Annotated in this window: 23 protein-coding genes; 10 read left to right on the top strand and 13 right to left on the bottom strand. The window is 45.5% G+C overall.

From position 1 onward, the window contains the following. Positions 1-107 precede the first annotated feature (107 nt). Both PP178_RS00180 and rpsO read right to left on the bottom strand, forming a co-directional pair. Positions 108-2,318 carry a polyribonucleotide nucleotidyltransferase gene (locus PP178_RS00180; protein WP_272592290.1) on the bottom strand — a complete coding sequence of 737 codons (2,211 nt, stop codon included), beginning with the start codon at positions 2,316-2,318 and terminating at the stop codon, positions 108-110. 192 nt (positions 2,319-2,510) lie between these two features. Continuing rightward, the gene (rpsO, locus tag PP178_RS00175; RefSeq protein ID WP_133643583.1) at positions 2,511-2,780 is read right to left on the bottom strand and encodes a 30S ribosomal protein S15; all 270 of its coding nucleotides are present in this window, start codon (positions 2,778-2,780) and stop codon (positions 2,511-2,513) included. A gap of 168 nt (positions 2,781-2,948) precedes the next feature. Between rpsO and PP178_RS00170 the strand changes: the two genes are divergently transcribed. Then, positions 2,949-3,806: a hypothetical protein gene (locus PP178_RS00170; RefSeq protein WP_272592289.1), complete on the top strand. Its 858-nt coding sequence runs from the start codon at positions 2,949-2,951 to the stop codon at positions 3,804-3,806. A gap of 46 nt (positions 3,807-3,852) precedes the next feature. Here the strand turns inward: PP178_RS00170 and accD are convergent, their stop codons facing one another. Genes accD through tamL form a run of 3 tightly spaced genes read right to left on the bottom strand, consistent with a single transcriptional unit; the run spans position 3,853 to position 8,396 of the window. Further along, entirely contained in the window at positions 3,853-4,713 is an 861-nt protein-coding gene (gene accD, locus PP178_RS00165) for an acetyl-CoA carboxylase, carboxyltransferase subunit beta (RefSeq protein ID WP_272592288.1), read from the bottom strand. A 29-nt stretch (positions 4,714-4,742) separates the two neighbouring features. After that, entirely contained in the window at positions 4,743-5,810 is a 1,068-nt protein-coding gene (gene fbaA, locus PP178_RS00160) for a class II fructose-bisphosphate aldolase (protein WP_272592287.1), read from the bottom strand. 60 nt (positions 5,811-5,870) lie between these two features. Next, complete coding sequence (gene tamL / locus PP178_RS00155) at positions 5,871-8,396, bottom strand: translocation and assembly module lipoprotein TamL (protein ID WP_272592286.1); 2,526 nt, start codon at positions 8,394-8,396, stop codon at positions 5,871-5,873. An 84-nt stretch (positions 8,397-8,480) separates the two neighbouring features. Between tamL and PP178_RS00150 the strand changes: the two genes are divergently transcribed. Next, positions 8,481-9,203, top strand: coding sequence for an RNA methyltransferase (locus tag PP178_RS00150; protein ID WP_272592285.1), 723 nt, complete (start codon positions 8,481-8,483; stop codon positions 9,201-9,203). A gap of 10 nt (positions 9,204-9,213) precedes the next feature. Here the strand turns inward: PP178_RS00150 and porT are convergent, their stop codons facing one another. Together porT and ubiE are read right to left on the bottom strand one after the other, a co-directional pair. Beyond that, a complete protein-coding gene (porT, locus tag PP178_RS00145; RefSeq protein WP_272592284.1) occupies positions 9,214-9,906 on the bottom strand; it encodes a type IX secretion/gliding motility protein PorT/SprT in 693 nt (230 codons plus the stop codon). A 2-nt stretch (positions 9,907-9,908) separates the two neighbouring features. Beyond that, entirely contained in the window at positions 9,909-10,637 is a 729-nt protein-coding gene (gene ubiE / locus PP178_RS00140; RefSeq protein WP_272592283.1) for a bifunctional demethylmenaquinone methyltransferase/2-methoxy-6-polyprenyl-1,4-benzoquinol methylase UbiE, read from the bottom strand. Positions 10,638-10,866: 229 nt separating this feature from the next. On the opposite strand from ubiE, the gene trkA reads away from it, so the two are divergent. Further along, positions 10,867-12,216, top strand: coding sequence for a Trk system potassium transporter TrkA (trkA, locus tag PP178_RS00135; RefSeq protein ID WP_272592282.1), 1,350 nt, complete (start codon positions 10,867-10,869; stop codon positions 12,214-12,216). Between the two features lies 1 nt (position 12,217). Further along, positions 12,218-13,708, top strand: a complete 1,491-nt coding sequence (locus PP178_RS00130; protein WP_272592281.1) for a TrkH family potassium uptake protein — start codon at positions 12,218-12,220, stop codon at positions 13,706-13,708. A 27-nt stretch (positions 13,709-13,735) separates the two neighbouring features. Here PP178_RS00130 and PP178_RS00125 read toward each other — a convergent pair whose 3' ends face one another. Together PP178_RS00125 and PP178_RS00120 are read right to left on the bottom strand one after the other, a co-directional pair. Next, a complete protein-coding gene (locus PP178_RS00125; protein ID WP_272592280.1) occupies positions 13,736-14,920 on the bottom strand; it encodes a pyridoxal phosphate-dependent aminotransferase in 1,185 nt (394 codons plus the stop codon). A 12-nt stretch (positions 14,921-14,932) separates the two neighbouring features. Further along, entirely contained in the window at positions 14,933-16,036 is a 1,104-nt protein-coding gene (locus tag PP178_RS00120) for a fatty acid desaturase family protein (protein ID WP_272592279.1), read from the bottom strand. 108 nt (positions 16,037-16,144) lie between these two features. On the opposite strand from PP178_RS00120, the gene rsmG reads away from it, so the two are divergent. Next, positions 16,145-16,780: a 16S rRNA (guanine(527)-N(7))-methyltransferase RsmG gene (rsmG, locus tag PP178_RS00115; RefSeq protein ID WP_272592278.1), complete on the top strand. Its 636-nt coding sequence runs from the start codon at positions 16,145-16,147 to the stop codon at positions 16,778-16,780. A gap of 279 nt (positions 16,781-17,059) precedes the next feature. On the opposite strand, the gene pruA is transcribed toward rsmG, so the two are convergent. The 4 genes from pruA to PP178_RS00095 all read right to left on the bottom strand — a co-directional run bounded on the left by pruA (position 17,060) and on the right by PP178_RS00095 (position 21,576). Next, positions 17,060-18,691 carry an L-glutamate gamma-semialdehyde dehydrogenase gene (gene pruA, locus PP178_RS00110; RefSeq protein WP_272592277.1) on the bottom strand — a complete coding sequence of 544 codons (1,632 nt, stop codon included), beginning with the start codon at positions 18,689-18,691 and terminating at the stop codon, positions 17,060-17,062. Between the two features lie 84 nt (positions 18,692-18,775). Next, entirely contained in the window at positions 18,776-19,162 is a 387-nt protein-coding gene (gene apaG, locus PP178_RS00105; protein ID WP_272592276.1) for a Co2+/Mg2+ efflux protein ApaG, read from the bottom strand. Between the two features lie 9 nt (positions 19,163-19,171). Next, positions 19,172-20,281 (bottom strand): DUF3667 domain-containing protein, encoded by a 1,110-nt coding sequence (locus PP178_RS00100; RefSeq protein ID WP_272592275.1) that lies wholly within the window; start codon positions 20,279-20,281, stop codon positions 19,172-19,174. Positions 20,282-20,331: 50 nt separating this feature from the next. Further along, complete coding sequence (locus tag PP178_RS00095) at positions 20,332-21,576, bottom strand: type IX secretion system plug protein (RefSeq protein WP_272592274.1); 1,245 nt, start codon at positions 21,574-21,576, stop codon at positions 20,332-20,334. 152 nt (positions 21,577-21,728) lie between these two features. Between PP178_RS00095 and PP178_RS00090 the strand changes: the two genes are divergently transcribed. From PP178_RS00090 to nqrE, 5 genes are read left to right on the top strand one after another with little or no spacing between them, the layout of a single operon-like run. Then, a complete protein-coding gene (locus PP178_RS00090) occupies positions 21,729-23,081 on the top strand; it encodes a Na(+)-translocating NADH-quinone reductase subunit A (protein WP_272592273.1) in 1,353 nt (450 codons plus the stop codon). Between the two features lie 3 nt (positions 23,082-23,084). Beyond that, complete coding sequence (locus tag PP178_RS00085; RefSeq protein ID WP_272592272.1) at positions 23,085-24,368, top strand: NADH:ubiquinone reductase (Na(+)-transporting) subunit B; 1,284 nt, start codon at positions 23,085-23,087, stop codon at positions 24,366-24,368. A 2-nt stretch (positions 24,369-24,370) separates the two neighbouring features. Further along, positions 24,371-25,123 carry a Na(+)-translocating NADH-quinone reductase subunit C gene (locus PP178_RS00080; RefSeq protein WP_272592271.1) on the top strand — a complete coding sequence of 251 codons (753 nt, stop codon included), beginning with the start codon at positions 24,371-24,373 and terminating at the stop codon, positions 25,121-25,123. A gap of 1 nt (position 25,124) precedes the next feature. Next, positions 25,125-25,772 (top strand): NADH:ubiquinone reductase (Na(+)-transporting) subunit D, encoded by a 648-nt coding sequence (locus PP178_RS00075; protein WP_272592270.1) that lies wholly within the window; start codon positions 25,125-25,127, stop codon positions 25,770-25,772. Between the two features lie 21 nt (positions 25,773-25,793). Further along, entirely contained in the window at positions 25,794-26,534 is a 741-nt protein-coding gene (gene nqrE, locus PP178_RS00070) for an NADH:ubiquinone reductase (Na(+)-transporting) subunit E (RefSeq protein ID WP_272592269.1), read from the top strand. The last annotated feature ends 1 nt before the right edge of the window (position 26,535 follow it).

Below are 26,535 nucleotides of genomic sequence, written 5' to 3'. Positions count from 1 at the left end.
AACTACCAAATGTTACAAGATGGAATTGAAAAATTTGAATAAATCGCTTAGATCATAAAAAAAGCCCCTGGAACAGGGGCTTTTACTATAAGTGTCTGGGAATAAGATTAATCCCTTCTTTGCTTAGAATGAGGTCGTTTATTGCGATCTCCTCCACGGTCACGGTCACTCCTTGGTGGACGCTCCTTATAGCCTTCCGGTTTTGGAAGCAGGGCTTTCCTCGAAACCTTCTCCTTGCGGGTCCTGGGGTCAGTACCCATATACTTCACATCAAATTCGTCACCCATGTTGACAACATCGCTGACATTTTCTGTGCGTTCCCATGCAAGTTCTGATACGTGAAGCAATACCTCGTTACCCGGGGCTTCTTTGTATTCTACGACAGCTCCAAAGTCGAGCATCTTGATCACTTTAACTTCGTACACACTTCCAACCTGTGGCTTAAAGGTGATAGAGTCGATCTTCGCAAGAACGGCATCGATACCGGCCTGGTCTGTTCCAAGAATTTCTACAATTCCTTCTTCAGTCACAGGGTCCTCGTTGATAACGATAGTAGTCTTGGTAGCTTTCTGTAATTCCTGTATCACCTTACCTCCGGGTCCGATAAGGGCACCGATGTATTCATTAGCGATCGTAGTAGTTACCATTTTCGGAGCGTGGGCTTTTACAGAATCATTAGGCTGAGCGATGGTCTCGTTCAACTTGTCAAGAATGTGCAACCTACCACCCCTGGCTTGCTTAAGTGCATTGACCAGGATCTCGTAAGAAAGTCCCTTAACCTTGATATCCATCTGGCAAGCAGTGATACCATCGGCAGTACCGGTAACCTTAAAGTCCATATCTCCTAAGTGATCCTCGTCTCCAAGGATATCCGAAAGAACGGCATATTTCCCGCTTTCAGTGTCTGTAATGAGTCCCATAGCGATACCTGAAACGGGCTTCTTGATCTGTACCCCGGCATCCATTAAGGCCATTGTTCCGGCACATACTGTTGCCATAGACGAAGAACCGTTACTTTCAAGGATCTCGGAAACTATCCTAACGGTGTAAGGGCAATCTGCCGGGATCATTCCTTTCAGTGCTCTTTGCGCCAGGTTTCCGTGTCCTATCTCGCGCCTGGAAGTTCCCCTGATCGGGCGAGCTTCCCCGGTAGAGAAAGGAGGGAAGTTGTAGTGAAGGTAGAATGTTTCTTCTCCTTCAAAAGATGGCATATCTATCTGGTTGGCTTCCCTGGAAGTTCCTAGGGTTACCGTGGCAAGTGCCTGGGTTTCACCCCTGGTGAAAATAGACGAACCATGGGTAGATGGTAAGTAATCAACCTCGCACCAGATCGGTCTGATTTCGTCGGTCTTACGACCGTCCAGCCTTACTCCTTCATTCAGGGTAAGATCACGGATGGCAGCTTTTTCTGCTTTCGCATAATACTTGCTGATCAGGCCGTTGTACTCTTCCTGTTCTTCTTCTGAAAAACTGTTTACGATGTCTTCTTTTATTTCAGAAAACGCGGCGCTTCTTTCGTGTTTTGCAGATCCGGCTTTTGCCACTGCATACACTTTATCATAAGCCATATCGTGGATCTTCTTTTCAAGCTCCTCGTCTTCGCGTGCGGTTTCGTACTCTCGGACTTCTTTCCTTCCGAAAGCGTCAGCCAACCTGTGTTGGGCCGCAACTTGTTTTTTAATGGCTTCGTGGGCAAATTTAATGGCATCGGCCATTTCTTCCTCAGAGATCTCTTTCATCTCTCCTTCAACCATCATCACGGAATCTTCAGAAGCTCCGATCACCATATCCAAGTCAGACTCTTCGAGCTGTGCACGGGTAGGGTTGATGATGAATTCTCCGTCAACCCGTCCGACACGTACCTCAGAGATAGCGCATTCAAATGGGAAGTCAGACAATTGGATGGCAGCAGAAGCAGCCAGTCCGGCCATAGCATCAGGCATAACGTCATCATCATGAGACATCAGTTGTATCATCACCTGGGTTTCTGCGTGGTAATCCTTAGGGAATAATGGTCTAAGTACCCTGTCTACAAGGCGCATGGTTAAAATTTCACCATCGCTCGGACGTGCCTCACGCTTGAAGAAACCTCCGGGGTAACGCCCGGATGCGGCAAATTTTTCACGGTAATCTACAGTTAGTGGTAAGAAATCCACATCGCTCTGCTTGTAGTTAGAAACTACGGTACACAGAAGCATACAGTTACCGGAACGCACTACAACAGAACCGTGTGCCTGCTTGGCGAGTTTACCGGTTTCAATAGAGATTTCTCTACCGTCACCAAGGTCTATGACCTCTTTAAATGTTTTTGGAATCATAAAATTGAATTAGTACCCGGGGCTAAATGCCGGGTCTTGTTAAACATGGTCTGCCGCCTTACCGGACGGCCAGGGTTGTGTTGTTGTGTTGACCAATGAAAAACCAGGAGTAAGCTTTTTGTAATTGCCCGTCGCCGGGACTTTGAAATATAAAAATACAAAAAAGGGGAAGTATGCCTTCCCCTTTCTTAGTTATTTACGGATATTCAATTCCTTGATGAGTTCACGATATTTCTCAATATCTTTTTTCTTCAGGTAATCGAGTAGTGAACGACGCTTACCTACGAGGCGTACCAGGGATCTTTCTGTGTTGAAATCCTTGTGGTTCCTTTTTAAATGCTCAGTAAGGTGGTTGATGCGGTACGTGAAAAGAGCGATCTGCCCTTCTGTAGAACCTGTGTTGGTCTCTGACCCGCCGTGCTTCTTAAAAAGCTCAGCCTTAACTTCTTGAGTTAAATACATTCCAATATTGTTTTAAATGATTTTTATGTATCTGATTGATTTTCAATCGAACGGCAAAGATAGTAATAATTTTAGAATAGACGTGCCACTCGTCGATTTTTGAGGAGCAAAATTAAACCTTTTTCTTTTCCCGAGGTCCTACTATTGAAATGTTAAAAAATTGTTACAATGAAAAGAAGTCTCAAAACCTTGAACATTACAGGAATAGCCCTGCTGGCAATCGTGGCCTTGCAGTCCTGTAGCAAAGAAGCCTCTGCCGAAATTGCGGAAGAGCAATTTGAAGTGGCCGAATTACAAATTTCTGACGAATCTGAAATGATCTCGGAAGAAGTGCTCAACATTGGTGAAGAAGTTTATGCCACCGATGAGATCGAATCCAGTTCAAAAGGAAGCTTCAATTCTGGTTTCCTTCCGGAATGTGTTACCATCACTACGGTGATCACGGCTAACACCAAGACCAAGACCATTGATTTCGGAGATGGCTGTGAATTGCCCAATGGTAATTTCCTGAGTGGTATTATCTATCTCAGTTATGCCAAGGACATGGACATGGCGACCAAAACACTCGCCCTGTCTTTGGAGGATTTTACCTTTAACGGGGTCGCAATCACCGGGAGCGCTTCCATAGTGCGTATGCGTGCTAACGAAAACGGGAATCCCCAGTCTGATGCCGAAGCCGGTTTTAGTGCTACCTGGCCCGATGGTGCGACAGCGTCCTTTGAAGGACAGCGCACCCGGGAATGGATAGAAGGTTATGGCAGTGGATTCTGGGGAGACAATGTTTTCCTGATCACCGGGCTGCGAACCTTTACCGGTCCACAGGGGAATACTTTCCAAAAAGAGGTGATTACGCCTCTGAGAAGGGAGCTTTCCTGTCGTTTCCTGGTCAGTGGTGTCCTGGAGATCTCACGTAATGACCAGACCGCGTCGCTGGATTTTGGATCGGGCGAATGTGATGCCAAAGGAATCCTGACATACCCGAACGGGGAAACAGAAGAGATCTTTCTGAGGAGGTTTAATCGCTAATTAATTCCTGGAAAAAAGAAGGCCCTGTTTTAACAGGGCCTTCTTATTATTTGCGAACAGGGTTGTTCTCGATAAGATCGATATAGAGATTTACCTTTTTCTTCAGGTCCCTCCTGTGGCAGATAAAATCCAGGAAACCGTGTTCCAGGACAAATTCTGCTGTCTGGAATCCTTCAGGTAATTCTTTACCGGTCGCTTCCTTAACTACCCTTGGGCCTGCGAAGCCGATAAGTGCTCCCGGTTCCGAAATATTGATATCTCCAAGCATGGCGTAAGAAGCCGTGGTACCCCCGGTAGTGGGATCGGTACAAAGGGAGATATAAGGTATTTTTGCTTCTGCCAGCTGTGCGAGCTTTGCAGAGGTCTTGGCTAACTGCATCAGCGATAATGCCGCTTCCATCATCCTTGCTCCACCGGATTTTGAGATCATTAGAAACGGGATCTTCTTTTTGATGGAATGGTCGATGGCCCTTGCGATCTTTTCACCTACCACGCTTCCCATGGAGCCCCCGATAAAACTGAAGTCCATACAGGCTACCACCAGGTCTTTTCCCTGGGATTTCCCTACCGCGGTACGAACCGCATCATTAAGTCCCGTTTTCTTCTGTGCGGATTCCAGGCGGTCCGAATAGGATTTCGTATCGACGAATTTTAACGGATCTTTTGAGGTCAGTTTTTCATCCAGTTCTTTGAATTTATTATCGTCAAAGATGATCTGGAAATATTCCTTACTTCCAATTCGGACGTGGTAATCATCTTCCGGGCTGACATAGAAATTCTTTGCCAGTTCTTCGGATTCAACGATTTTTCCAGTAGGCGATTTATACCATAATCCTTTTTTGGTATCTTTTTTCTGCTCCGTAGCAGTTTGAATTCCTTTTTCCTTGCGTTTGAACCAAGCTGTCATAAGCTGTTTTGTTTAGGGTTTTAGGAACCTTATAAGGTATTAATGTTATTCAGGTCTTCAAAGGCCTTTTTTAATCGGTCACTAAAAGACTTCTCACCTTCCCTGAGCCAAACCCTTGGGTCATAGTATTTCTTGTTCGGTGAATCTTCTCCGTCAGGGTTCCCGATCTGGCTTTGCAGGTATTCGCTGTTCTTCTGCACATAATCCCTTACCCCTGCGAGGAAGGCGTACTGAAGATCGGTGTCTATATTCATCTTGATCACACCGTAACCGATAGCTTCCCTGATCTCCTCTACAGTAGAACCGGACCCGCCGTGGAATACGAAGTCGATATGATTGTGCGCTACATTATATTTCTCTGTAATATACTCCTGGGAATTCTTGAGGATTTTAGGAGTGAGTTTTACATTACCGGGTTTGTATACCCCGTGAACGTTTCCAAAGGCGGCTGCGATAGTAAAACGCGGACTGACCTTTGAAAGCTCTTCGTAGGCGTAAGCTACTTCCTCAGGCTGTGTGTATAATTTGGAATCGTCAACATCGGTATTATCTACCCCGTCTTCTTCACCTCCTGTGATACCCAGCTCTATCTCTAACGTCATGTTCATCTTACTCATCCTGGCCAGGTACTCCTTACAGATAGCGATGTTTTCTTCTAGGGGCTCCTCGGAGAGGTCGATCATATGGGAACTGAACAAGGATTTTCCTGTTTCCTTAAAATGCTTTTCGCTGGCGTCTAACAGTCCGTCTATCCAGGGAAGCAACTTCTTCGCACAGTGATCCGTATGCAGGATAACCGTTGCGCCATAAGCCTCAGCTAACTGGTGGATGTGTTTAGCACCTGCTACAGCTCCTAAGATAGCTGCCTGCTGCCCGTCGTTAGACAAGCCTTTACCGGCATTAAACTGGGCACCCCCGTTAGAGAATTGAATGATTACCGGAGCATTGAGGCTCGCGGCAGTCTCCATCACGGCATTGATGGTATCTGATCCGATCACATTTACTGCGGGCAATGCAAAGTTCTTTTCTTTGGCATATCGGAAAATCTCCTGTACTTCGTCACCGGTGGCAACTCCTGGTTTTATGGAATGAGACATAGTAGTTTATCTAGTAGTTAATAAGTCCTGATTGGGGCAAAAGTAATAAAATAATTAGGTTTAAAAAGGATAGTTAATCCCTATTTGAAGTTCCCCATTGGCAAAATTATACTGGCTGAACCAGCGGCTACTCGGTTCCAGGGCAGGGTTATAGGTCTTAAAGCCATAGTCCAGTCGGAACACGAAATAGGTAAAGTCATATCGCAGGCCGAATCCAGTACCCAGCGCTGTATCTTCCAGGGACTCCAGCCCATTAAAAGTAGCGGCCGGGTCATCTACGTTATCCCAAAGATTCCAGATGTTTCCCGCATCGGCGAAAAATGCACCTTTAATATTGCCCACAATGGGAAAGCGGTACTCCAGGTTCATCGCGATCTTAAAGTTGGCTTCGTTGAATTCGTTAAGCGTCTGTGTCCTTCCCGGCCCAAGAGAATATGGGTTCCAGGCCCTGTTGTCATTAGACCCGCCTGCAAAGTAACTGCGCACAAATGGGATGCTGTTCGAGTTGCCATAGGGTACAGCCAGCCCGACAAAGGTTCTGAAGGCCAGCACATCTTCCCCGGCCAGTTCCCAATGTTTAATATAATCCACCTCGGTTTTAAGGTACTGTGAATATGGAACTCCGAAAACTAATTGGTTGCCGGCGTCGTTTTTATCAAATGGAATAAAATTGGCGATACCGGACAGCAGGTTCCCGGCACTTTCAAATTTCAGCCGTAGCTGGTAAAAATTATTATCCGTGATCCCAGCCCGGTTATTCCGGGTGTAGCTGTAGTTACTGGTAAAGATGAGGTTGTTCTCTGTCAGTCGCTCTCGGCGTTCTTCAATCCGGTTAACTTCTAATTGCTGGTTCCTGCTTGCATCTACCTGCCCGGATGCAACAGCCTGTATGAATCCCCTGGTACCACTGGGGATGATTAGCCTCGGATCACCCGGTGTTGCCGTCTCTTCAAAGAACTCGCTCAGGGCCGGATCGTCCTGGTAATCGTCTGCTATATCGTCCAGCCTGTTATAGGTACTTGTGTACACATTAAAAAATCGATCCGGGTTAACATTCCGGACAAACTGTATGTTCAGGAGTTCCAGGGCATGCTTCCTGAAATTGGAGGGCGTCCAGTTGTAACCGAAAATTGTATTAAATGTCTGTTTGTCCAGACCTATATTTTTTTGGAAACTGCTACCGGCAGAGATCCTGGTCTGTGGAAGCATGTAGTAGGGAATGATCTTCTTGGTATCGAAAATGGGAAACCATATCCTGGGAAATAGCAGGTTGATATCTCCACCCCATTCGGAAAAGTAATCTTCTGGAAGGGATTCATCGCTCAGCAGTCCAAAGGTCCCTCTTGCAGACAGGCTCAGAGTTTCTGCCCCTCCGAAAATATTCCTGGAAATCAGGCTGGTACTGAATCCTACACCAAGTCGCTGTATGTTGGAATGCGTAATATCAAAGTCGACTCCCAGGGAATATTTAGGACGGGGAGAAAGATAGATGTTGGTAGTCAGCTTTGTCGCCGTACTGTCTTCTACCAATTCAATGTTGGGATACTTAAAGGTGTTCAGGTTAGAAATCTGCCTGTAGGTCCGCAACTGGTCAATTTCCCGGTAAACGCTGTCCTTGGCCAGGAATACTGCGTCTGTAAGAGCCTTGGGTTTATACCTGAGTTTGTCCTGGTAATAGATAGTGTAATTATCGTAATCTACGGACTGCAGCTCTGTTCCAACCATATTAGGCCCATAATCAGCATAGATGTTTACTTTTTCTAACCGGTGTACCTTGTATACGGCATTAGTATTGGAGGTATCACCGCGTTGCCTCAGGTTCTCAATATTCATGGTGACTTCCATATCCGTATCGGTCTCAACCTGCGAAGTGTCTCGCCTGATGTCAAAAGTGATAGAACTTTCCTGGAAATTATAGATACCCGTGTTCCGGAAAAGGGTGGTTAAGCGCTCCCTTTCCAGGTTAAAATTGCTGAGGTTAAATTGCTGACCTTCCCTGAGAAATGATTCCTTCTTATTGATGTTGTAGATAGAATCAATAGCTGCAGATTCTATATCATGAGCCAATGAATCAATAAAATACCCCGGGCCCAATTCAATTCTATAGGCCACTTCTGCTCTTTGCTTCCTTTTAGTGCTGTCTATCTCAAAGGTGGTTGTATTGTTAAAATAGCCTTTGCTGTCGTAATAAGAACTGAGGCGAAGGAGGGTCTTCCTCGATTTCGCGGTGTCGATGATGACCGGTGCTTCCCCGATATTCTTCAGCCATTCACTGTAACCTTTAACAAAGAAGGATTCTCCTAAACGCGCAACCTGTTTTTCAGAAAGGAGAGATGCCAGTCTTTCCGCCCTCCTGGGCTTGGCACTCAGCCAGGCCTGGTAGGAAGAATCCGGGTTTTTTTTGGCAAGGTTATACAGGTTGAGACGAAGCGGGTAGCCTAAAAGGGCGCTGTTAGGTTCCTGAACGATCAGGCTCCTGATGTCGGCGTCCACCACTTTCTCGTCATCCGCATAGATCGTATTACGGGTAAGTAGTAATTCATCCTCATCTACCCTTCTCAGTGTATTGCAGGCCGATATTGCCATGCAAAGCAATAATAAACCTATTTTTGCAAAGCGCATTTTCATACTCCGAGGGGTGCTCATATGGACCAAAAATACATTATTTGAATGGTTGCGAAAAGTGAAATAAAATTTATCAAAAGCCTGCAGCTAAAAAAGAACCGGATGCAGCACGGGCTCTTTGTAGCCGAAGGTGTTAAGATGGTACAGGACTTGCTGGATTCCGGGCTCAGGGTGCACTCTGTCTATGCTACCGAAGAAGGTATTTTCTCGGGTACCCAGGAAGAAATCACATTGATCTCGGCATCAGATCTTAAGCGGATGAGCAGCCTTAGGAGTCCCAATAAAGGCCTCGCAGTCTTTTACATGCACGGGGAAGATTCGCCGGGTTATGAGGGTTGGAATATTGTTCTGGATGATGTGCAGGACCCGGGTAACCTGGGTACCATAATCAGGCTCTGTGATTGGTTCGGGATCAGAAACTTGGTATGCTCCCGGGAGACGGTAGACTGTTATAATCCCAAAGTGCTGCAGGCTACCATGGGATCCATTGCCAGGGTGAACATCAGTTATACCGACCTGTCCGAATATCTGGCTGCAGCCAACTGTCCGGTATATGGAAGTTATATGGCGGCAACCCCTGTTTATTCGAGTGAGTTTAATGCTAACGGGATTCTGGTGATGGGAAATGAAGCACACGGTATATCCGAAAACGTAGCCCGTTTTCTCACAGATAAGATCAGCATTCCTTCAGCCCCGGGTAGTGGCGCGGAGAGTCTGAATGTTGCCACGGCTACGGCCATCCTGCTCTATGAGCTGAAAAGACCCTGATTTAGTAGTGCTATTCAAAGGTGAAGTTCACAAAGATCCCTCTTGTCTTTAAGGCATCGATATTCCCGGTCCATGGACTGTTTGGGTCTTCATCCCGTACAAGTTCGTCGGTGAGTGCAAAAACCCCCCGGATAGAAGGGGAGAATTTAAAGTATTCCGTGTAGAAATCAATGCCAAATCCCATTTCATAACCATAGACATTCTTCTTCATTCTGAAGGTGCCGCTGCTGTTGTCATCAAGACTGTCTTCATTGCTTCCAAGGTTCAGGGAAGCGTACCCACCACCTATAATAAATGGTTTCCAGTTGCCTAGCCTGCGGGTGCTTAGCTTTAATAACAAGGGGAAATTGATATAGGTCGATTTTACGATCCTGATGGCGTCCCTTTCTTCTTCAAAGCCCGGGAATCCCAAGGTTCGCTGTGTATAGAACAATCCCGGTTCAAAACGGACATCCGTGAATTCATTCAGCCTGAGTTCCCCGATAAGGCCTACATTAAAACCTGCGGATTTATCGACCAGAATATTCGGAAGATCATTTTTATACTCAAATTTGAAATCATACTGGTTGAACCCAAGGTAATAGCCCCAGTTAAGAAGCTTTTTATCTTCGTTCTGCAGGTTTAGGATGGGCTTTTCATTAAACTGGGAATGCAGTGAATGGCAACACAGTAATGCTATGAAGGAATACAGAAGTTTTTTCATACCTACTTGATAGCTACATATATAGATGCCACTCCAAAGGTTTGTGGCTTGTTCTCCACCCCTATAAACCCTATTTTCTCTAAAATATTGTTGAAGGCCTGCCCGTGAGGAAATGCTGCAGCCGATTCTGACAGGTAGGTATAAGCATCGCGATCCCTGGATAGTAACTTGCCCATGGCCGGTAATAGGTATCGGGTATAGGCCCTGTACCCTTGTAGATAAGGCGACTTTGTGGGAACAGAGGTTTCCAGTACCACGAAAGTACCTCCCGGTTTTAGTACCCGGTAGATCTCTGAGAGACCCTGCTCCAGGTCCTCAAAATTCCTAACGCCAAAGGCAACGGTAATGGCATCAAAGCTATGGTCTTCAAAAGGCAGGTCCTCACTATCACCTACAACCATTTCTACCGTTTCATCCAAGTCCTTGGAGCTGACCTTTTTTTTACCGACTTCAAGCATCCCGGGTGAAATATCGAGCCCCACAATGCGCTTAGCCCCCGTGGCGGCCATTTGTATGGCAAGGTCCCCGGTACCGGTGGCAATGTCCAATATGGTCTCCGGTTTAGCTGCAGTCACAAGTTTAACGACCTTTTTTCTCCATTTTACATCGATCCCAAAAGAGATCACCCGGTTAAGTCCGTCATAGCGTTCAGAGATGGTGTCAAACATCTGTCGTACCTGGGCCTTTTTTCCTAATTCAGATTCCTTATAAGGCGTTATTTTTTTTGCCATTTAAACCTTTGATTTTGGCAAAGATACTACAATGCATACTTCTCTGTGGCAAACTTTACCGTACAGCTTGGAAATCGGAATTTGGGCCTGTAATTTGGATTCATCCAAAAGAAATTTATGTAATTTTGTCCCAAACTTTCTGCAGTGGCAGCGTGGGGCATTTCCGCGACCGCAATATCATTCCCTCCGGAAGAAGAATACTGCTTATGAAAATCAATGTATTTCGTAAATGAAGATTATTATCGCAGGTGCTGGTGAAGTAGGATTTCATTTGGCAAAACTTCTCTCATATGAATCCCAGGACATTACCCTGATAGACACCCGTAAAGAAAGCCTTGCCTATGCAGACAGCCACCTGGACATCAGGGTGCTAAAAGGCGATGCCACATCGGTATCGGTATTGCAGGAAGCACAGGTAGACCGTTCGGATTTAGTGATCGGGGTTACGGCATCCGAAACAACGAATCTCACCCTTTGTATGCTGGCCAAACAATTGGGGTGTAAAAGAACAATCGCGAGGATCTCTAATACAGAATTCGTTGAGCATAAGGATTTGATAAAATTCCAGCAGCTGGGAATCGACGAGCTGATTTCGCCTGAAGAACTGGCGGCTACGGAGATACAGTTATTGCTGAATCAGTCTGCCTTTAACGATACTTACGAGTTTGAAGAAGGAGCACTCATTATGCTGGGGGTATCCCTGCCCAAAACAGCCCCTTTCGTGGGCAAGATGGTTAAAGAGGCTGCGGAGATATTCCCGGAACTTCACTTTATGCCTATCGCTATGCAGCGGAGAGGTACACAATATACACTGATACCCAGGGGGGATACGGTGTTTAACGAGGAGGACCAGGTCTATTTCATTACAGATAAAAAAGGGGTCGATGAACTCTATAAACTCTTGGGGAAAAAGAAAGAAGAGATCCGCAACGTGATGATCCTTGGGGGAAGTAAAGTTGGACTGAATACAGCCCGCGATCTTTGCGGTAACAGGTTTAATGTTAAGCTGATCGAAAAGAGTAAGGAAAAAGCTTTTGAAATTGCCGATTCCCTTCCCAATGCCCTAGTCATTAACGGGGATTGCCGAAATGTAGAATTGCTGGATGAGGAGAGCCTTGATTCCATGGATGCATTTATCGCGGTTACCGGTAATTCTGAGACCAATATTATGTCTTGCCTGGTGGCAAAGTCCAGGAATATTAAGAAAACTATCGCCCTGGTCGAAAATATGGATTACTTCCAGCTTTCCCAGAGCATTGGTGTTGATACACTGATCAATAAAAAATTATTGGCGGCAAATCATATTTTCCGCCATATCCGTAAAGGTGAGGTCGTTGCACTGACCAGATTGAATAACCTGAATGCGGAAATACTGGAATTTATAGTGAAACCTAAATCCGAAGTAGCCGGGAATATTATCAAAGAACTCGATTTTCCCCGGTCGGCCATCATAGGCGGCGTGATCCGCGACGGGGTGGGAATTATCGCCCTCGGTAATTTCAGGATCACCCCGGGTGACAGGGTGGTTGTATGTTGCCTTCCCAGGGCAATCCCTAAAATAGAAAAGCTTTTTCTCTAATATGCACCTGAACCTTCGGATCATTATTCACCTCATGGGATTGCTGTTGCTCTGCAACGGTTCCTTTATGTTGTTGGCAGCCCTGGTCAGCGGTATCTATGAGGACGGAGTAACTTTAGATATTACCCTGGCAGCCATAGTGACCGTACTTGTAGGAGTGGTTGGGATGTTTTACACACGGGGTCATAAAAAAGAGGTGAACCGCAAAGAGGGTTATATTATTGTCACCTTTGGGTGGTTGATCATGTCGGCTTCCGGGGTACTGCCTTATTTGTTTTCCGGGGCTATCCCCTCAGTAACTAATGCATTTTTTGAAACCATTTCGGGGTATACAACTACCGGGGCTTCTATACTGGACGATATTGAAAGCCTGCCGGAGGGTATCCTCTTCTGGCGTAGTCTTACCCATTGGATAGGAGGGATGGGGATCATTGTACTGGCCATAGCCATACTGCCCTTACTCGGGATAGGAGGGATGCAGCTCTTTGCAGCCGAAGCTCCGGGCCCCAGTGGAGATAAATTACATCCAAGGATTACCGACACCGCAAAGCGTCTCTGGCTGATCTATTTTGGGTATACCGTAGCAGAGACCATACTGCTCAAGGCTGCGGGGATGACATTTTTTGATGCCATCAACCATTCGCTGGCTACCTTGTCTACCGGGGGATTCTCCACCAAGAACGCCAGTATCGCTTACTGGAATGACCAGCCCCTGATACAATACATCATTATATTTTTTATGATTTTAGCGGGGAGTAACTTTGTATTGAGTTATTTCGCGTTTAAAGGTAAAGTGCAAAAGGTGCTGAAGGATGAAGAATTTAAAGCCTACATGGTATTTATTGGGCTGGTCACCGTGCTTACGGCAATAGTAATACACTATAAAGCCAATATGGCGGTGACGGATTACCACCCTATGCTTTTCGGCGAGATGGAAAGTGCCTTCAGGCACGCCTTATTCCAGGTGGTCGCCGTCGTGACAACAACCGGTTTCGTAACCGCAGACTTTACGGCATGGACACCCTTCTTAACCATTTTGTTCTTTGTGCTGATGTTCTCAGGAGGGTCTGCCGGATCAACCGCCGGGGGGATCAAGATAATGCGTCATATTATGATCCTGAAAAATGGCTTGCTCGAATTTAAAAGGACCCTGCATCCCAATGCTATCATCCCTGTACGGTATAACGAGAAGTCGGTTTCCGAACAAATTGTATACAACATCGTGGCCTTTTTCGCCTTGTATATGATGTTATTTATCCTGGGAGCCCTGGTCCTGGGCTTATTGGGATTAGACTTCGTAACGGCCATCGGTGGTGCTGTTTCCTCCCTGGGGAATGTAGGTCCTGCCTTTGGAACCCTGAACCCGCTGAGTAATTTCAACAGCCTGCCTGTCTTAGGGAAATGGTGGTGTGGGTTCCTGATGCTGGCCGGTAGGCTGGAACTTTTCACGGTACTTATCCTCTTCACTCCTTACTTCTGGAAGAGGACCTAATGATACCCCGATAAACTTAAATGGTTGTTATAGGACAGCTTTAATCCTGGCTACAGCTTCCCTGATCTCATCGGTAGAAGCGGCATAGGAAATACGGATGCAATTCGGGTTTCCGAAAGCTTCCCCTGTCACGGTAGCCACGTTTGCATGCTCTAAGAGGTAAAGCGCAAAATCCGATGCATTCTCAATCTTCTGGCCTTTTAACGTTTTTCCGAAGAAGGCAGAAATGTTTGGGAATACATAAAAAGCTCCTTCAGGCACGTTGAGGGCAAACCCTTCTATCTCCCCAAGTAAGGAGAGTATAAGGTCCCTGCGCTGGTGGAACTCGTCTATCATGAACTGGATCTTGCTCACAGGAGCTTCGAGGGCTGCTATGGTGGCGCGCTGAGCAATCGCGTTTGCCCCGCTGGTGATCTGACCCTGGAACTTGGTACAGGCCTTTGCGATCCAGTCCGGTGCACCGATGTACCCGATCCTCCAGCCGGTCATAGCAAATGCCTTGGAGACACCATTAACGGTAATAGTACGATCGTACATGCCTTCTATCCCGGCTATGCTTACATGACCTCCCCTGAAATTAATATGTTCATAGATCTCATCAGAGACCACATAGATACCAGGGTGTTTCCTGAGTACCTCTGCAAGTCCTTGTAGTTCTTCCTGGCTGTAAACCGAACCACTGGGGTTACAAGGAGAACTAAACCAGATCATCTTGGTCTTTGGAGTGATGGCCGCTTCCAGTTGGTAGGGCGTCATCTTAAAATCATTTTCAATACTGGTAGGAACCTCTACCGGTACTCCTTCTGCAAGCTTTACAATGTCGCTGTAGCTCACCCAGTAAGGAGCGGGAAGAATCACCTCGTCTCCTTGGTTTAACATCACCATGGCCACATTGGCCAGGGATTGCTTTGCCCCGGTAGAGACTACGATCTGCGAGAGGTCATAATCCAGGTTATTATCGCGCTTAAATTTGTTGGAAATGGCCTGTTTCAAGTCTCCATAGCCATCCACTGGGGAGTAGCTGCTGTAGTTATCGTCTACGGCCTGTTTTGCAGCTTCCTTAATAAAATCGGGAATGTTGAAATCCGGTTCACCCAGGCTGAGCCCGATGATGTCTTTTCCTTGGTTTCTTAATTCTCTCGCTTTTGCAGCCATAGCCAGGGTGGCCGAGGTTGCCATGTTATTAATTCTTTCGGAAAGCGCGTTCTTCATGCTGTGTTAACTTTAGGTGTGCAGTAATGCAGGCCTTTTACCCAATTCTTTTAAATGCTTGAAGTGCGAAATTATGGCTTTTCTGGTAGTTTTGTATTCGTTATAGGGTAAATTAAACTCGTTCGCCGTTTCTTTCACAATTTCAGCGATTTTTGTGTAATGAATATGGCTAATGTTTGGGAAGATATGGTGCTCTACCTGGTGATTCAGGCCGCCCGTAAACCAATTCACTATCCTGTTCTTGGTTCCAAAGTTCACCGTGGTGAATAACTGGTGGATAGCCCAGGTGTTCTTCATAGAGCCATCTTGTTCGGGTAAGGGTGTTTCGGCTTCGTCAACTACGTGTGCCAGTTGAAAGACCACACTGAGGATTACACCCGCGACATAGTGCATCAGGAAGAATCCTATCAGTACTTTCCACCACGCGATTTCCATCAGCAACATCGGGAGAACAATCCAGATGGTGATATAGATCAGTTTGGTGACCACAAGAACACTCCAGTTTAAAAATGGGTTTGGGAATTTACCGTAAGCCAGTTTTCTTTTGGTGTAACGGTACATCTGCATAAAATCTGTAGTGATGGCCCAGTTAAAGGTCAGCAGGCCATAGAGGAAGATAGAATAGTAATGCTGAAATTTATGAAAACGATGCCAGGGGGCATGTTTGGAGAATCGCAATATGCGTCCGGCTTCAAGGTCCTCATCATGCTCGTGGATGTTCGTATAAGTGTGGTGCAACACATTGTGTTGTACCTGCCAGTTGTAAACGTTCCCTGCCAGGATATAGATACTGCTCCCCATTAATTTGTTCAGCCATTTCTTACTGGAATATGACCCGTGGTTCCCGTCGTGCATGACGTTCATTCCAACCCCTGCCATTCCTACTCCCATGGTGATTGTGAGTAGTAGATTGGCCCAGGTTGGGAGGTTAAGGGTAAGCATCAGGAAATACGGGGCCAGGAAAAGCCCGAACATGACCGCGGTCTTCAGGTGCAGTTGCCAGTTCCCGGTCTTTTTGATTTTATTTTCTTTGAAATAGGCGTTAACCCTTCTGTTTAATGTTCTGAAAAATTGTGCGGAATCGTTACGGGAGAACCTTACAGGTGAAGTTTTCATATTCTGTATTGTTAAAAGATCTTGGGGTCTTTATAATAAAACGCAAAATACAAACTTTTAATATCTCTTATCGATTGTCGTACTTTTGCCAAAAACACAAAGGTAAGCATGCAGGCGGATATAGTCTTTAAATATTTTGAACAATTTAACGAAACACAGCAACAACAATTCAGGGAACTGGAAGCACTATACCAGGATTGGAACCTGAAGATCAACGTAGTATCCAGGAAAGATATTGACGAGCTCTACCTGAGGCATGTGCTTCATTCCCTCGGTATTGCCAAGCTTATTTCATTTAAACCGGGAGCTAAAGTACTGGATGTAGGTACCGGAGGCGGATTTCCCGGTATCCCTTTGGCTATCGCCTTTCCGGAAACACAGTTTACCTTGGTCGATGCCATAGGTAAGAAGATCAAGGTTGTGGACGAGGTGGTTCAGGGCTTAGGTCTTAAGAATGTGCAGACCCGGCATTGCAGGGTAGAAGAGCTGGATACACAGTTCGATTTTATCGTGAGCAGGGCAGTAGCTGCTATGCCTACTTTCGTGAACTGGGTTCGTGGCCGTATAGCGAAACAATCTGTTCACGAACTGAAAAATGGGATACTGTATTTAAAAGGCGGGGACTTATCCGAAGAATTGAAACCGTATAAAACGGCACAAATATACAACCTAGACCAGTACTTTGATGAGCCATTTTTTGACACTAAGAAAGTGGTCTACCTGCCAATGAAGTATAAGCCCTGAATGTTACAATGCTAGCATCTGGTAATAGGTGCTCCTGCAACGAGCAGCGTATTTACTTAACCACTGGCGATAACGAGAGTACAGAAATACCAACCCCCGGGAATAGATTTTTTTGGTCGTTTTGCTGTCCATAAGATCTCTATTAAGGTTCAGATTCTGGTTGCTTTCATTTAAAGTTACAAAATCTTTAAGTTTATAACGCTGAAAAACAAAGCCTTATTATCCAAATGATAATAAGGCTTTGATATATTACAGCTCAGAGACCTGTTCCCGGTGTGATTATTCGCCTAAGAAAGGGTAGCGGTAATCCACAGGCGTAACAAAGGTTTCTTTGATGAGTCTCGGAGATACCCAACGCAGCAGGTTCTGTGCAGAACCGGCCTTGTCATTAGTACCTGAAGCACGTGCCCCTCCAAAGGGTTGTTGCCCGACAACTGCCCCTGTTGGCTTGTCATTGATGTAGAAATTCCCGGCACTGTTCTCCAGTACTTTGGTAGCCTCAGCGATCGAATAACGATCTGCGGAAATTACCGCACCTGTCAGTCCGTAGATTGATGTTTCATCAACAAGCTTCAGGGTTTTGCTCCAGTCCTTGTCCTCGTAAACATATACGGTGACCACGGGTCCGAAGAGTTCAGTTTCCATGGTGGTATATTTAGGATCCGTGGTGACGATGACCGTTGGATCTATAAAATAACCTTTAGACTTATCGTAACTACCTCCTATAACTACTTCTGCATTATCGTCTTTCTTTGCCTGATCTATATACGATGCAAGTTTGTCAAATGCTCCTTCGTGTATAACCGCTGTAATAAAGTTACCCATATCTTCAGGTGAACCTGCAGGTTTAAAGGATTCTACATCCTTTTTTACCCGGTCAAGGATATCTTGTGCGGTCGACTTTGGCAGGTAAACCCTGGAGGCTGCGCTGCATTTCTGTCCCTGGAATTCGAAAGCGCCCCTTGTAATTGCAGTGGCCACCTGTTGAGCATCTGCTGTTGGGTGCGCAATAATGTAATCCTTACCGCCGGTCTCACCAACGATCCTTGGATAGGTCTTATAACGGTCTATATTGTTGCCGATCTTTCTCCAGATATCTTTAAATACTGTGGTGGATCCAGTAAAGTGAATACCTGTAAAATCCGGGCTGGCCAGGACGGTATCGGTTATCATTTCCGGTTCACCATACACTACGTTGATCACCCCGTCAGGAACTCCGGCTTCCTTAAAGACGTCCATCACTACTTTGGCGGAAAAGATCTGGTGGTCACTGGGTTTCCAAACGACTACGTTCCCCATGAGTGCTGCACTGGTTGGAAGGTTACCTGCAATGGCTGTAAAGTTGAATGGAGTTACGGCGTAGACGAATCCTTCTAAAGGACGGTATTCCACGCGGTTCCATACTCCTTCAGAGGATTCCGGTTGCTGGCTGTAGATCTCAGCCATATACTCCACGTTAAAAGTTAAGAAATCGATCAATTCGCAGGCGGCGTCTATTTCTGCCTGGTAGATGTTTTTTGATTGAGCGATCATGGTAGAAGCATTCAGCTTGTCGCGGTAAGGACCAGAAATCAATGCGGCTGCTTTCAGGAAAATTGAAGCGCGCTGTTCCCAGCTAAGTGCTGCCCATGATTCCCTGGCTTTCAAGGCTTCAGAAATAGCAGATTCTACGTGTTTCTTTTCTGCTTTATGATATTTACCGACCACGTGTTTATGGTCATGTGGGGGTGCCATATCTGCGGTATTCCCCGTTTTTATTTCTTTGCCTCCAATGTAGAGAGGAACCTCTACCTGGCTATTGTAATACTCCTTATATTGCTGAAGCACGGATTCCCTTTCGGAACTCCCGGGCTCATATGTCCTAACAGGTTCATTTACTGCTACCGGGACATTAAAAAATCCTTTACCCATAATTGCTGTTATTTTTGATTAAAATTCCAGCAAAGGTATTAAATCATGTAGGGAATAGAAAACTATAACGTTATAAATGGGGGGTTAGTTCAGGGCAAAAGGTGCGCTGAATTTAAAGGTGGGGACATATACCCTGAATTTCTCGGTAGAACTGAAGTTCACCATATTGTAATGTCCCTTCATCGCCCCGATAGGAGAGGCCAAAAGACAACCCGAACTATAGGTATGGGATTCACCGGGTTTGATCACCGGTTTTTTCCCGATAACACCCTCCCCGTCAAGGATCTCAAAATCGTTCAGGGCATCGTATATCTTCCAGTGCCTCGAGGTCAGTTGTACAGAATCTTTGCTTTGGTTCTCAATGGTAATGGTATAGCCAAAGGCAAAGTGCATCTTGTAGTTTTTGAAGAAAGTACCCTCAAAACTCGTGGTCACGGAAATCTTAATCCCTTTGGTTACCTGTGTAATCATGACGTGTCTCTAATAAGTGAAGGCGCTTCCCAGAAGCAGGGCAAGAGCCCCAATGCCTGACAAAATTATAAAAATCGTATTTAGCAGTAGAAATTTTAATATTGTTTTAAGTCTTCCATCACCGTAGAAAGTCCTCATGGCTTTGTACAGGTACAAAGTAAATATGAGCAAAGCAAACCCGGCAGTGGAAATACTAAAAATCTTATCCGCCAAAAAACTAATAGTGAGCAAGATAAACATAAGTGACTGATTATGGAAGCTGAAGATCAGATTATCGGTGTATGTATAGCTTTTATTGATATATACCATCCGAATGAATATAGCGAAGACCGGCAGGAAGAAAAAAGTAGCGAATGGCAGCCGTCCTAAAATAGCGTTGAGGAAACTTCCCGGGGAATTTTTCACCCTGTTAATGCTCCTGGCAATAGCAAAGCTGCTTTTGTCTTCTCCTGACTCCGGGATATTGATTATGCGACCTATCTCATCATAATGCTTTAAATCGTGATACCGAATAAGGGAAAGATAAAACTCGGTTTTTTTAAAAATGCGCTCCCAGAATTCATCGGTGGCAAGCTGTTCATAATGCAAAGCAGGAGACGATGCGATCATCGAATCTTTTTTATCCGAAAACAGTACAAAACCTTGTGGGTTTTGCCAGGTTATGACCGAGTCTTTTGACGACGCTTTAACTGCGTCTCCCACTAGAGGAGTATTGGTGGCGTTTTGATTGGGAGTGTCATTATTTCCTTTCGCGTCCAGGGTGTCCAGATTGCTGCCCATGCTAAGCAGTAAAAAATATATTATGCTGAGGCTTAAGAGGAAGCGGAAGGGATTGGTGTACGTCATGCGTTTACCCTCCAGGTATTCCCTGGTAATTTTCCCGGGATGCAGCAACATGGCTGATAGCGTTCTGAGCAGCCGGGAGTCATAGGCAACTACAGTGTTGAAGAATTCCTCTATATAATTGACTAAAGTTCGTTTCTTGTTGTTATTAGCCTGGGAGCACTGTGGGCAGTAACGGTCGCTGATATCCAATGGGTGCCCGCAATTAAGGCATTTGGTCCCCCTGTATTTCAAGGGGTATCGCTCTCGTTTATCGGGTTTGGGCAGGTCTTTCATGCCAATGGTTGGTTGTCATGTTCAAAATTATATACTACCGGGAACTTGGTTCAATTGCTGATATTCCTCGAATTGGCATTTCCAATGCCGATAAGGCTGTCGTAAAGATCTCCAAACCGCCTGTAATACACTAATATAAGGTAATTGTTCTCTGTGAAATGGAAATTACCGGAGATCGCGTTGAGATCAATATTGCCCTTCTTATCCTGGATAACGTATTTGTAGTTGTAGAATCCTTGTTTCATCAGGATGACCGTTTCCATGTTCCCCGTCTCCTCGTTGAATTTCAGCCTGTTCTCCTCTTCCAGGGCATAATTGTTGAACTTGCCAAAGACATATACTTCGTCCATTCCCAGCATTTGGGAATAAGGAAGACTAAAATGCACTTCGGTGTATTCGGCTTCCCTTGAGCCTTCTGTACCTTGTATGGTCCGGACAAGGAAATCCCCATTAATATCCGGGAAGTATGTGTAAGGTTCGTCAAAACGATAGCGATCTGTAAAGAGTATGTGGTTGTACAGGTCGCCGACGGTTACCTTAGAGATCTGGGCACTCGGGGCCCGGAGATCCTTGGTGTCAAAATATAAATACTCGTTCCCTCCGTAAAAGCTGGTTTCTTCATTGTATTTGTAGACCAGTTCATTCCCCAGGATGTACTGTGGTTCTATCCCCTGTATAGCGGTGGGCCAGAAATAATTCTGCAAAATGGCCACCTTGACTTCCTGTTTTGGGTTAATCCAGTCAAAATCCCCTGCGAGTATGCTAAATTGCACTACTTGTTTCTCGTTGAGAAATTCAAAATCCCTGCTCCGTTTAACGGTTGCGCTCACTTTAACCAGGTCCTGGTAGACCAGGAACCTGCGGGAAAATTGCAATTCATTATCTGTGTTGTAGACCTCCAGTACATAATTACCGCTGACTCTAAGGCGGACATTCTGGTTGGGGATGGTGAGCCGGTAGTTGGAGTAAGGCTGAAGGGTGTTATAGCTATTGGCATAGTCGATGATCCTTTGGTTGTCTACCCCATCCAGGTACTGCGACTTTAACAGGGTGGAGGGAGTCCAGTCATAATCACAGTGAACGATCTTATAGTAATAATCCTGCTCACTAGCTGTAAGATCATCAAACTCCAGGTAAACACCTTCGCCCAATTGGATAATCGGGAATTGGTCTTCAGTGGGCCCGGTAAAACGTACAGATAAAATGTGGGATGGAGGGTTTACCTCGTACTGCACCTGTGCAAATACTGGCGCACAAAGCAATAGGAAGAATAGTTGTTTAAGGTTCGGGCGCATTTATGGACATATTTTCCGGCAAAGGTAAACAAAAAGCTTGCCGTGCTTCTCCGTATCCGTTCAATGCCCAATTTTATAGACAATAATTATGAAAACTTTCCTTTTAATGCTATTTTTGTGGCGAATTTTTGATAACCTAAGGTCTACACTCTATGTCCAAAGACATCCGGATTAAAAAAGGATTAAATATAAACCTTGTCGGTGCTGCAGAACAGACCACTACCAAAGCCGTTTCCAGTAATGTTTACAACATCAACCTAGCTGACTTTCACGGGATGACCCCCAAGATGATGGTTAAGCAAGGTGCTGAGGTTAAGGCAGGTGAGCCATTGTTTTACAGCAAGAATAACGAAGAGATGTTATTCGTTTCTCCGGTTAGCGGAGAACTGATCGAAATTGAAAGAGGTGCGAGAAGGCGAATTCTCAACCTCAAGATCCTCGCAGATAAAACCCAGGCATCGGTAGAGCATACGCCTCTGAGCCCTGAGAAAGCTTCAGAAGAAGCGATACGCGAGTTCTTACTTAAATCTGGTTGCTGGCCATTCATCAAGCAGCGACCTTACGATATTATCGCTGATCCGGAATCCAGGCCCAAGGCCATCTTTATATCCGGTTATGTAACTGCTCCCCTTGCAGCCGAATTGGATTACGTGCTAAAAGGGAAGGAAAAAGAAATGCAGGCAGCCATCACGGCCCTGGGTAAACTGACTCCCGGAAAAGTCCATGTTTCTGTAGGGAAGTCTTCAGACTCTCCTCTTGCCGGACTACAGGGCATAACCCTGCACAAAGTTTCCGGTCCGCACCCTGCAGGATTGGTGGGAACCCAGATCAATAAAATCGATCCTATTAATAAGGGGGAAATAGTTTGGACACTATCCGCCCAGGACCTTATCATCATTGGGGAAACTTTGCTTAGCGGGAAATTTAACCCGGAACGGACGATTGCTTTGGTAGGCTCTTCAGTAAAGACTCCAAAATACTACACCACTAAGATCGGGGCAGAAATCTCGACATTCTTGTATGCAAGTGGAGTTAAGGAAGATGATATCAGGGTGATTAATGGCGATGTTCTCACCGGACGTAAGTCAAGACCGGATGGACATCTTGGTTTTTACAACAATACGGTATCCGTGATACCGGAAGGGGACGACTACGAATTTTTCGGGTGGAACAAACCTGTTTTCGATAAAATCTCTTCAACCCGGGCACTGACCTTTTCCTGGTTGCAGCCCAAAAAGAAATACGAATTAACGACCAACACCAACGGGGAGCACAGGGCTTTCGTAGTGACAGGTTTGTACGAGGAGGTATTCCCAATGGATATCTACCCGCTTCAGTTGCTTAAAGCATGTATGGTTCAGGACCTGGATGAAATGGAGCAGTTAGGACTATATGAAGTGGTTCCGGAAGATTTTTCCTTAACCGAGTTCATTTGTATCTCCAAGCAACCCCACCAGAAGATCATCCGTGAAGGATTGGATTTGTTATATAAAGAAATAGGATAAAAGATGAGAGATAAAAGACTTACATTCAAGAAAAGGCTGCATATCCTGAAGCATCGCTACAGGGATAAAAAAATGGCTCCCGCCTTTAATGCATTCCATACTTTCTTGTTTGCCCCTAACGAAACCACCCATTCGGGATCTCACGTCCGCGCCGCGGATGACCTGAAGCGGACTATGAATACGGTGATCATGGCTTTGATCCCTGTATTGCTCTTTTCAATGTTTAATGCAGGTTACCAGCATTACGCAGCTATTGACGCTGCAAACGGCATCAGCCGGGAGCTTTCCCTCTTTGAGAACTTCCTGACCTGGGATAATTTCTGGATCGGGATCGTACACGTGCTTCCCCTGGTAATCGTTTCCTATGGTGTTGGTCTGCTGATCGAGTTCATCTTCGCGGTGATCAAAGGACACGAAGTGGAAGAAGGATACCTGGTAACGGGTATGTTAGTCCCCTTGATCGTTCCTATTGATACTCCGTTATGGATGCTGGCTGTTGCCGTAGCCTTTGGTGTAGTTATCGGGAAAGAGGTGTTCGGAGGAACAGGAATGAATATCCTGAACCCCGCCCTTACTATTCGTGCCTTCCTGTTTTTCGCTTATCCTACATGGATGAGTGGTGACAAGGTGTGGGTACAAGGAGCCGTAGAAAGAGCAGGAGGTCCTGACGCTATTTCCGGAGAGACCATACTGGGTTACCTCGCGCAGAATAAAGCATCAGAATTTGAATACTCTGTCTCTGATATGTTCTTCGGTTTTATCCCCGGTTCCGTGGGAGAAACCTCTGCCTTCCTGATCTTGTTAGGAGGCCTGTTCCTTATCTTTTCCAAGATAGCCAGCTGGAGAATCATGGTAAGCGCAGTGATCGGGTCACTGGTCATGGGACTTATCTTTAACGGGGTGGTCGATGCAGGATGGATAGGGGAATCCAGTAAATTTTACGGGCTGATGAGCTTCGATTTCTGGAAACACCTCATTGTCGGCGGACTCGCATTTGGTATCGTCTATATGGCTACAGATCCTGTCACCGGTGCCCAGACTAACCGTGGTAAATGGTTCTATGGATTCTTTATAGGGTTTATCTCGGTAATGATCAGGGTATTTAACCCGGCCTACCCGGAAGGAGTATTCCTTGCAATTCTATTGATGAACGTATTTGCACCTACCATTGATCATTACGTGGTCAGGGGTAATGTGAACAGGCGTCTTAAGCGATTCAAGAACGCGACCGTACATCCTAAAACTACTGAAGGAGAAGGCGCTAAACTACAAGTTGAAACAGTTTAATTATGGCAGTCAATAAAGATAATAATGTCTACACTGTAATTTTTGCAGGTATTATGGTGATCGTGGTAGGAGCTATCCTTGCCTTCCTTGCCTCATCCCTTAAACCGCGAATACAGGAGAACGAACGTTTTGAAAAGCAGCAGAACATCCTGTATGCCATGGGTGTCAATGAAAATACACCGGATAGTGGTGTTAATTTTATCCCTACAGACCGGGTGGAAGAGGAATTCTCTAAATACATCAAGCAGCAATTGGTGATAGAGGGTGATAAGATTAGCGAAGATGAGAATGCATACCTAATCGACCTGAAGAAGCAATTGGCCCTGGCCAGTAAGGGGAACACTCCAAAGTTACCCTTGATGGTAGGGGAGAAGGACGGTAAAACGTTCTATATTATTCCTATGTACGGGAAAGGTCTTTGGGATGCGATCTGGGGATTCATCTCTTTGGATGAGAACATGATCGTACAAGGGGTGTATTTTGACCATAAGGGAGAGACACCCGGACTGGGAGCCAATATCAAAGAACGTTACTTCATGGACGACTTTGATGGTGAAACCATCCTGAACGGGACACGATACGAAGGTATCAGGGTAGCAAAAGGGAACAATGATCCTCTTAACGAAGATAAAGAGGATAACGAAGTAGATGCCCTGGCGGGTGCTACCATTACCGGTGACGGTGTTTCCAATATGATTTCCCAGACCGTGAGAATGTATAAAAGCTATTTAGAAACCATAAGAACCACAGAATAACATGGCCTTACTATCTAAAAAAGATACCAGTCTTATCCTGGATCCCCTGGCAGACAATAACCCGATTACCATACAGGTACTGGGGATTTGTTCTGCACTGGCGATCACAGCCGAATTAAAAGCATCTATTGTGATGGCTATCTCCGTTTTATTCGTAATGGGGCTAGGAAACGTCGTGATAGCACTTATGAGGAATGTGATTCCATCCAAAATCCGGATCATTGTTCAATTGATCGTTGTTGCTTCGCTGGTAATTATCGTGGACCAAGTGTTAAAAGCATTTGCCTACGAGCTCAGTAAAACCCTATCGGTTTTTGTGGGTCTTATTATTACCAACTGTATTATTATGGGACGATTTGAGGCTTTTGCCCTGGGTAATGGTCCGTATAGGTCTTTCCTTGATGGAGTCGGTAACGCAGCAGGTTATGGAGTTATCCTGATCATCGTTGGATTCTTCCGTGAATTGTTAGGGTCCGGTACGTTACTGGGAATACCGGTACTTGGAGATCCAATTGCTAAAACGGGATTGTACTCCATCGGTTATGAGAACAACGGGTTTATGTTGTTGTCACCAATGGCTCTGATCGTAGTTGGTATTATCATCTGGGTTCAGCGTTCACGTAACAGGGCTTTGATCGAGGAAAACTAATAAGCGCTTAAAAAGAAAATTATGTTAGAGCATATAGAGCTGTTTTTTAAATCCATATTCATTGATAATATGGTATTCGCCACCTTCCTAGGAATGTGTTCCTACCTGGCGGTATCTAAAAAAGTAACCACGGCTGTAGGTCTTGGTGCTGCGGTGATCTTCGTTTTGGCGGTGACCGTACCCCTTAACTGGCTGCTGGATCAGTATTTATTACAGGACGGGGCATTGGCCTGGCTAGGACCGGAATACGCGGACTACAACTTGAGTTTCCTCTCCTTTATCCTGTTTATCGCTACCATTGCCACCATGGTACAATTGGTAGAGATCGTGGTAGAAAAATTTTCTCCTGCACTGTATAACTCCCTAGGGATCTTCTTACCTCTTATCGCAGTAAACTGCGCAATTTTAGGAGGATCACTGTTTATGCAGTCCAGGGAAATTGCAACACTGGGATTAGCCTTTAACTACGGCCTGGCATCCGGGATCGGTTGGTTCCTCGCCATCCTTGCCATTGCAGCTATCCGTGAAAAGATCAGGTATTCCAATGTGCCACCACCACTTCGTGGATTGGGAATCACATTTATAATCACAGGCCTGATGGCTATCGGGTTTATGAGTTTCGGAGGAATGCTGACCGGAGGAGGTAGTGAAGACAACGTCACCGATGCAAAAGTTGCCAAAGAAGAAGAAAAGAAAGAACCGGCTAAAGAAGAAGAGTTAGAAGAGAATGCCGTTTCGTTTAACCAGGCTATAAACAAATAAG

Origin of the sequence: Zeaxanthinibacter sp. PT1, from assembly GCF_028464225.1 — a bacterium.
In the GTDB taxonomy this organism is placed as follows: domain Bacteria; phylum Bacteroidota; class Bacteroidia; order Flavobacteriales; family Flavobacteriaceae; genus Zeaxanthinibacter.
The sequence above is the reverse complement of the archived record's forward strand: the minus strand, read 5'-3'. Positions and strand labels throughout refer to the sequence as shown.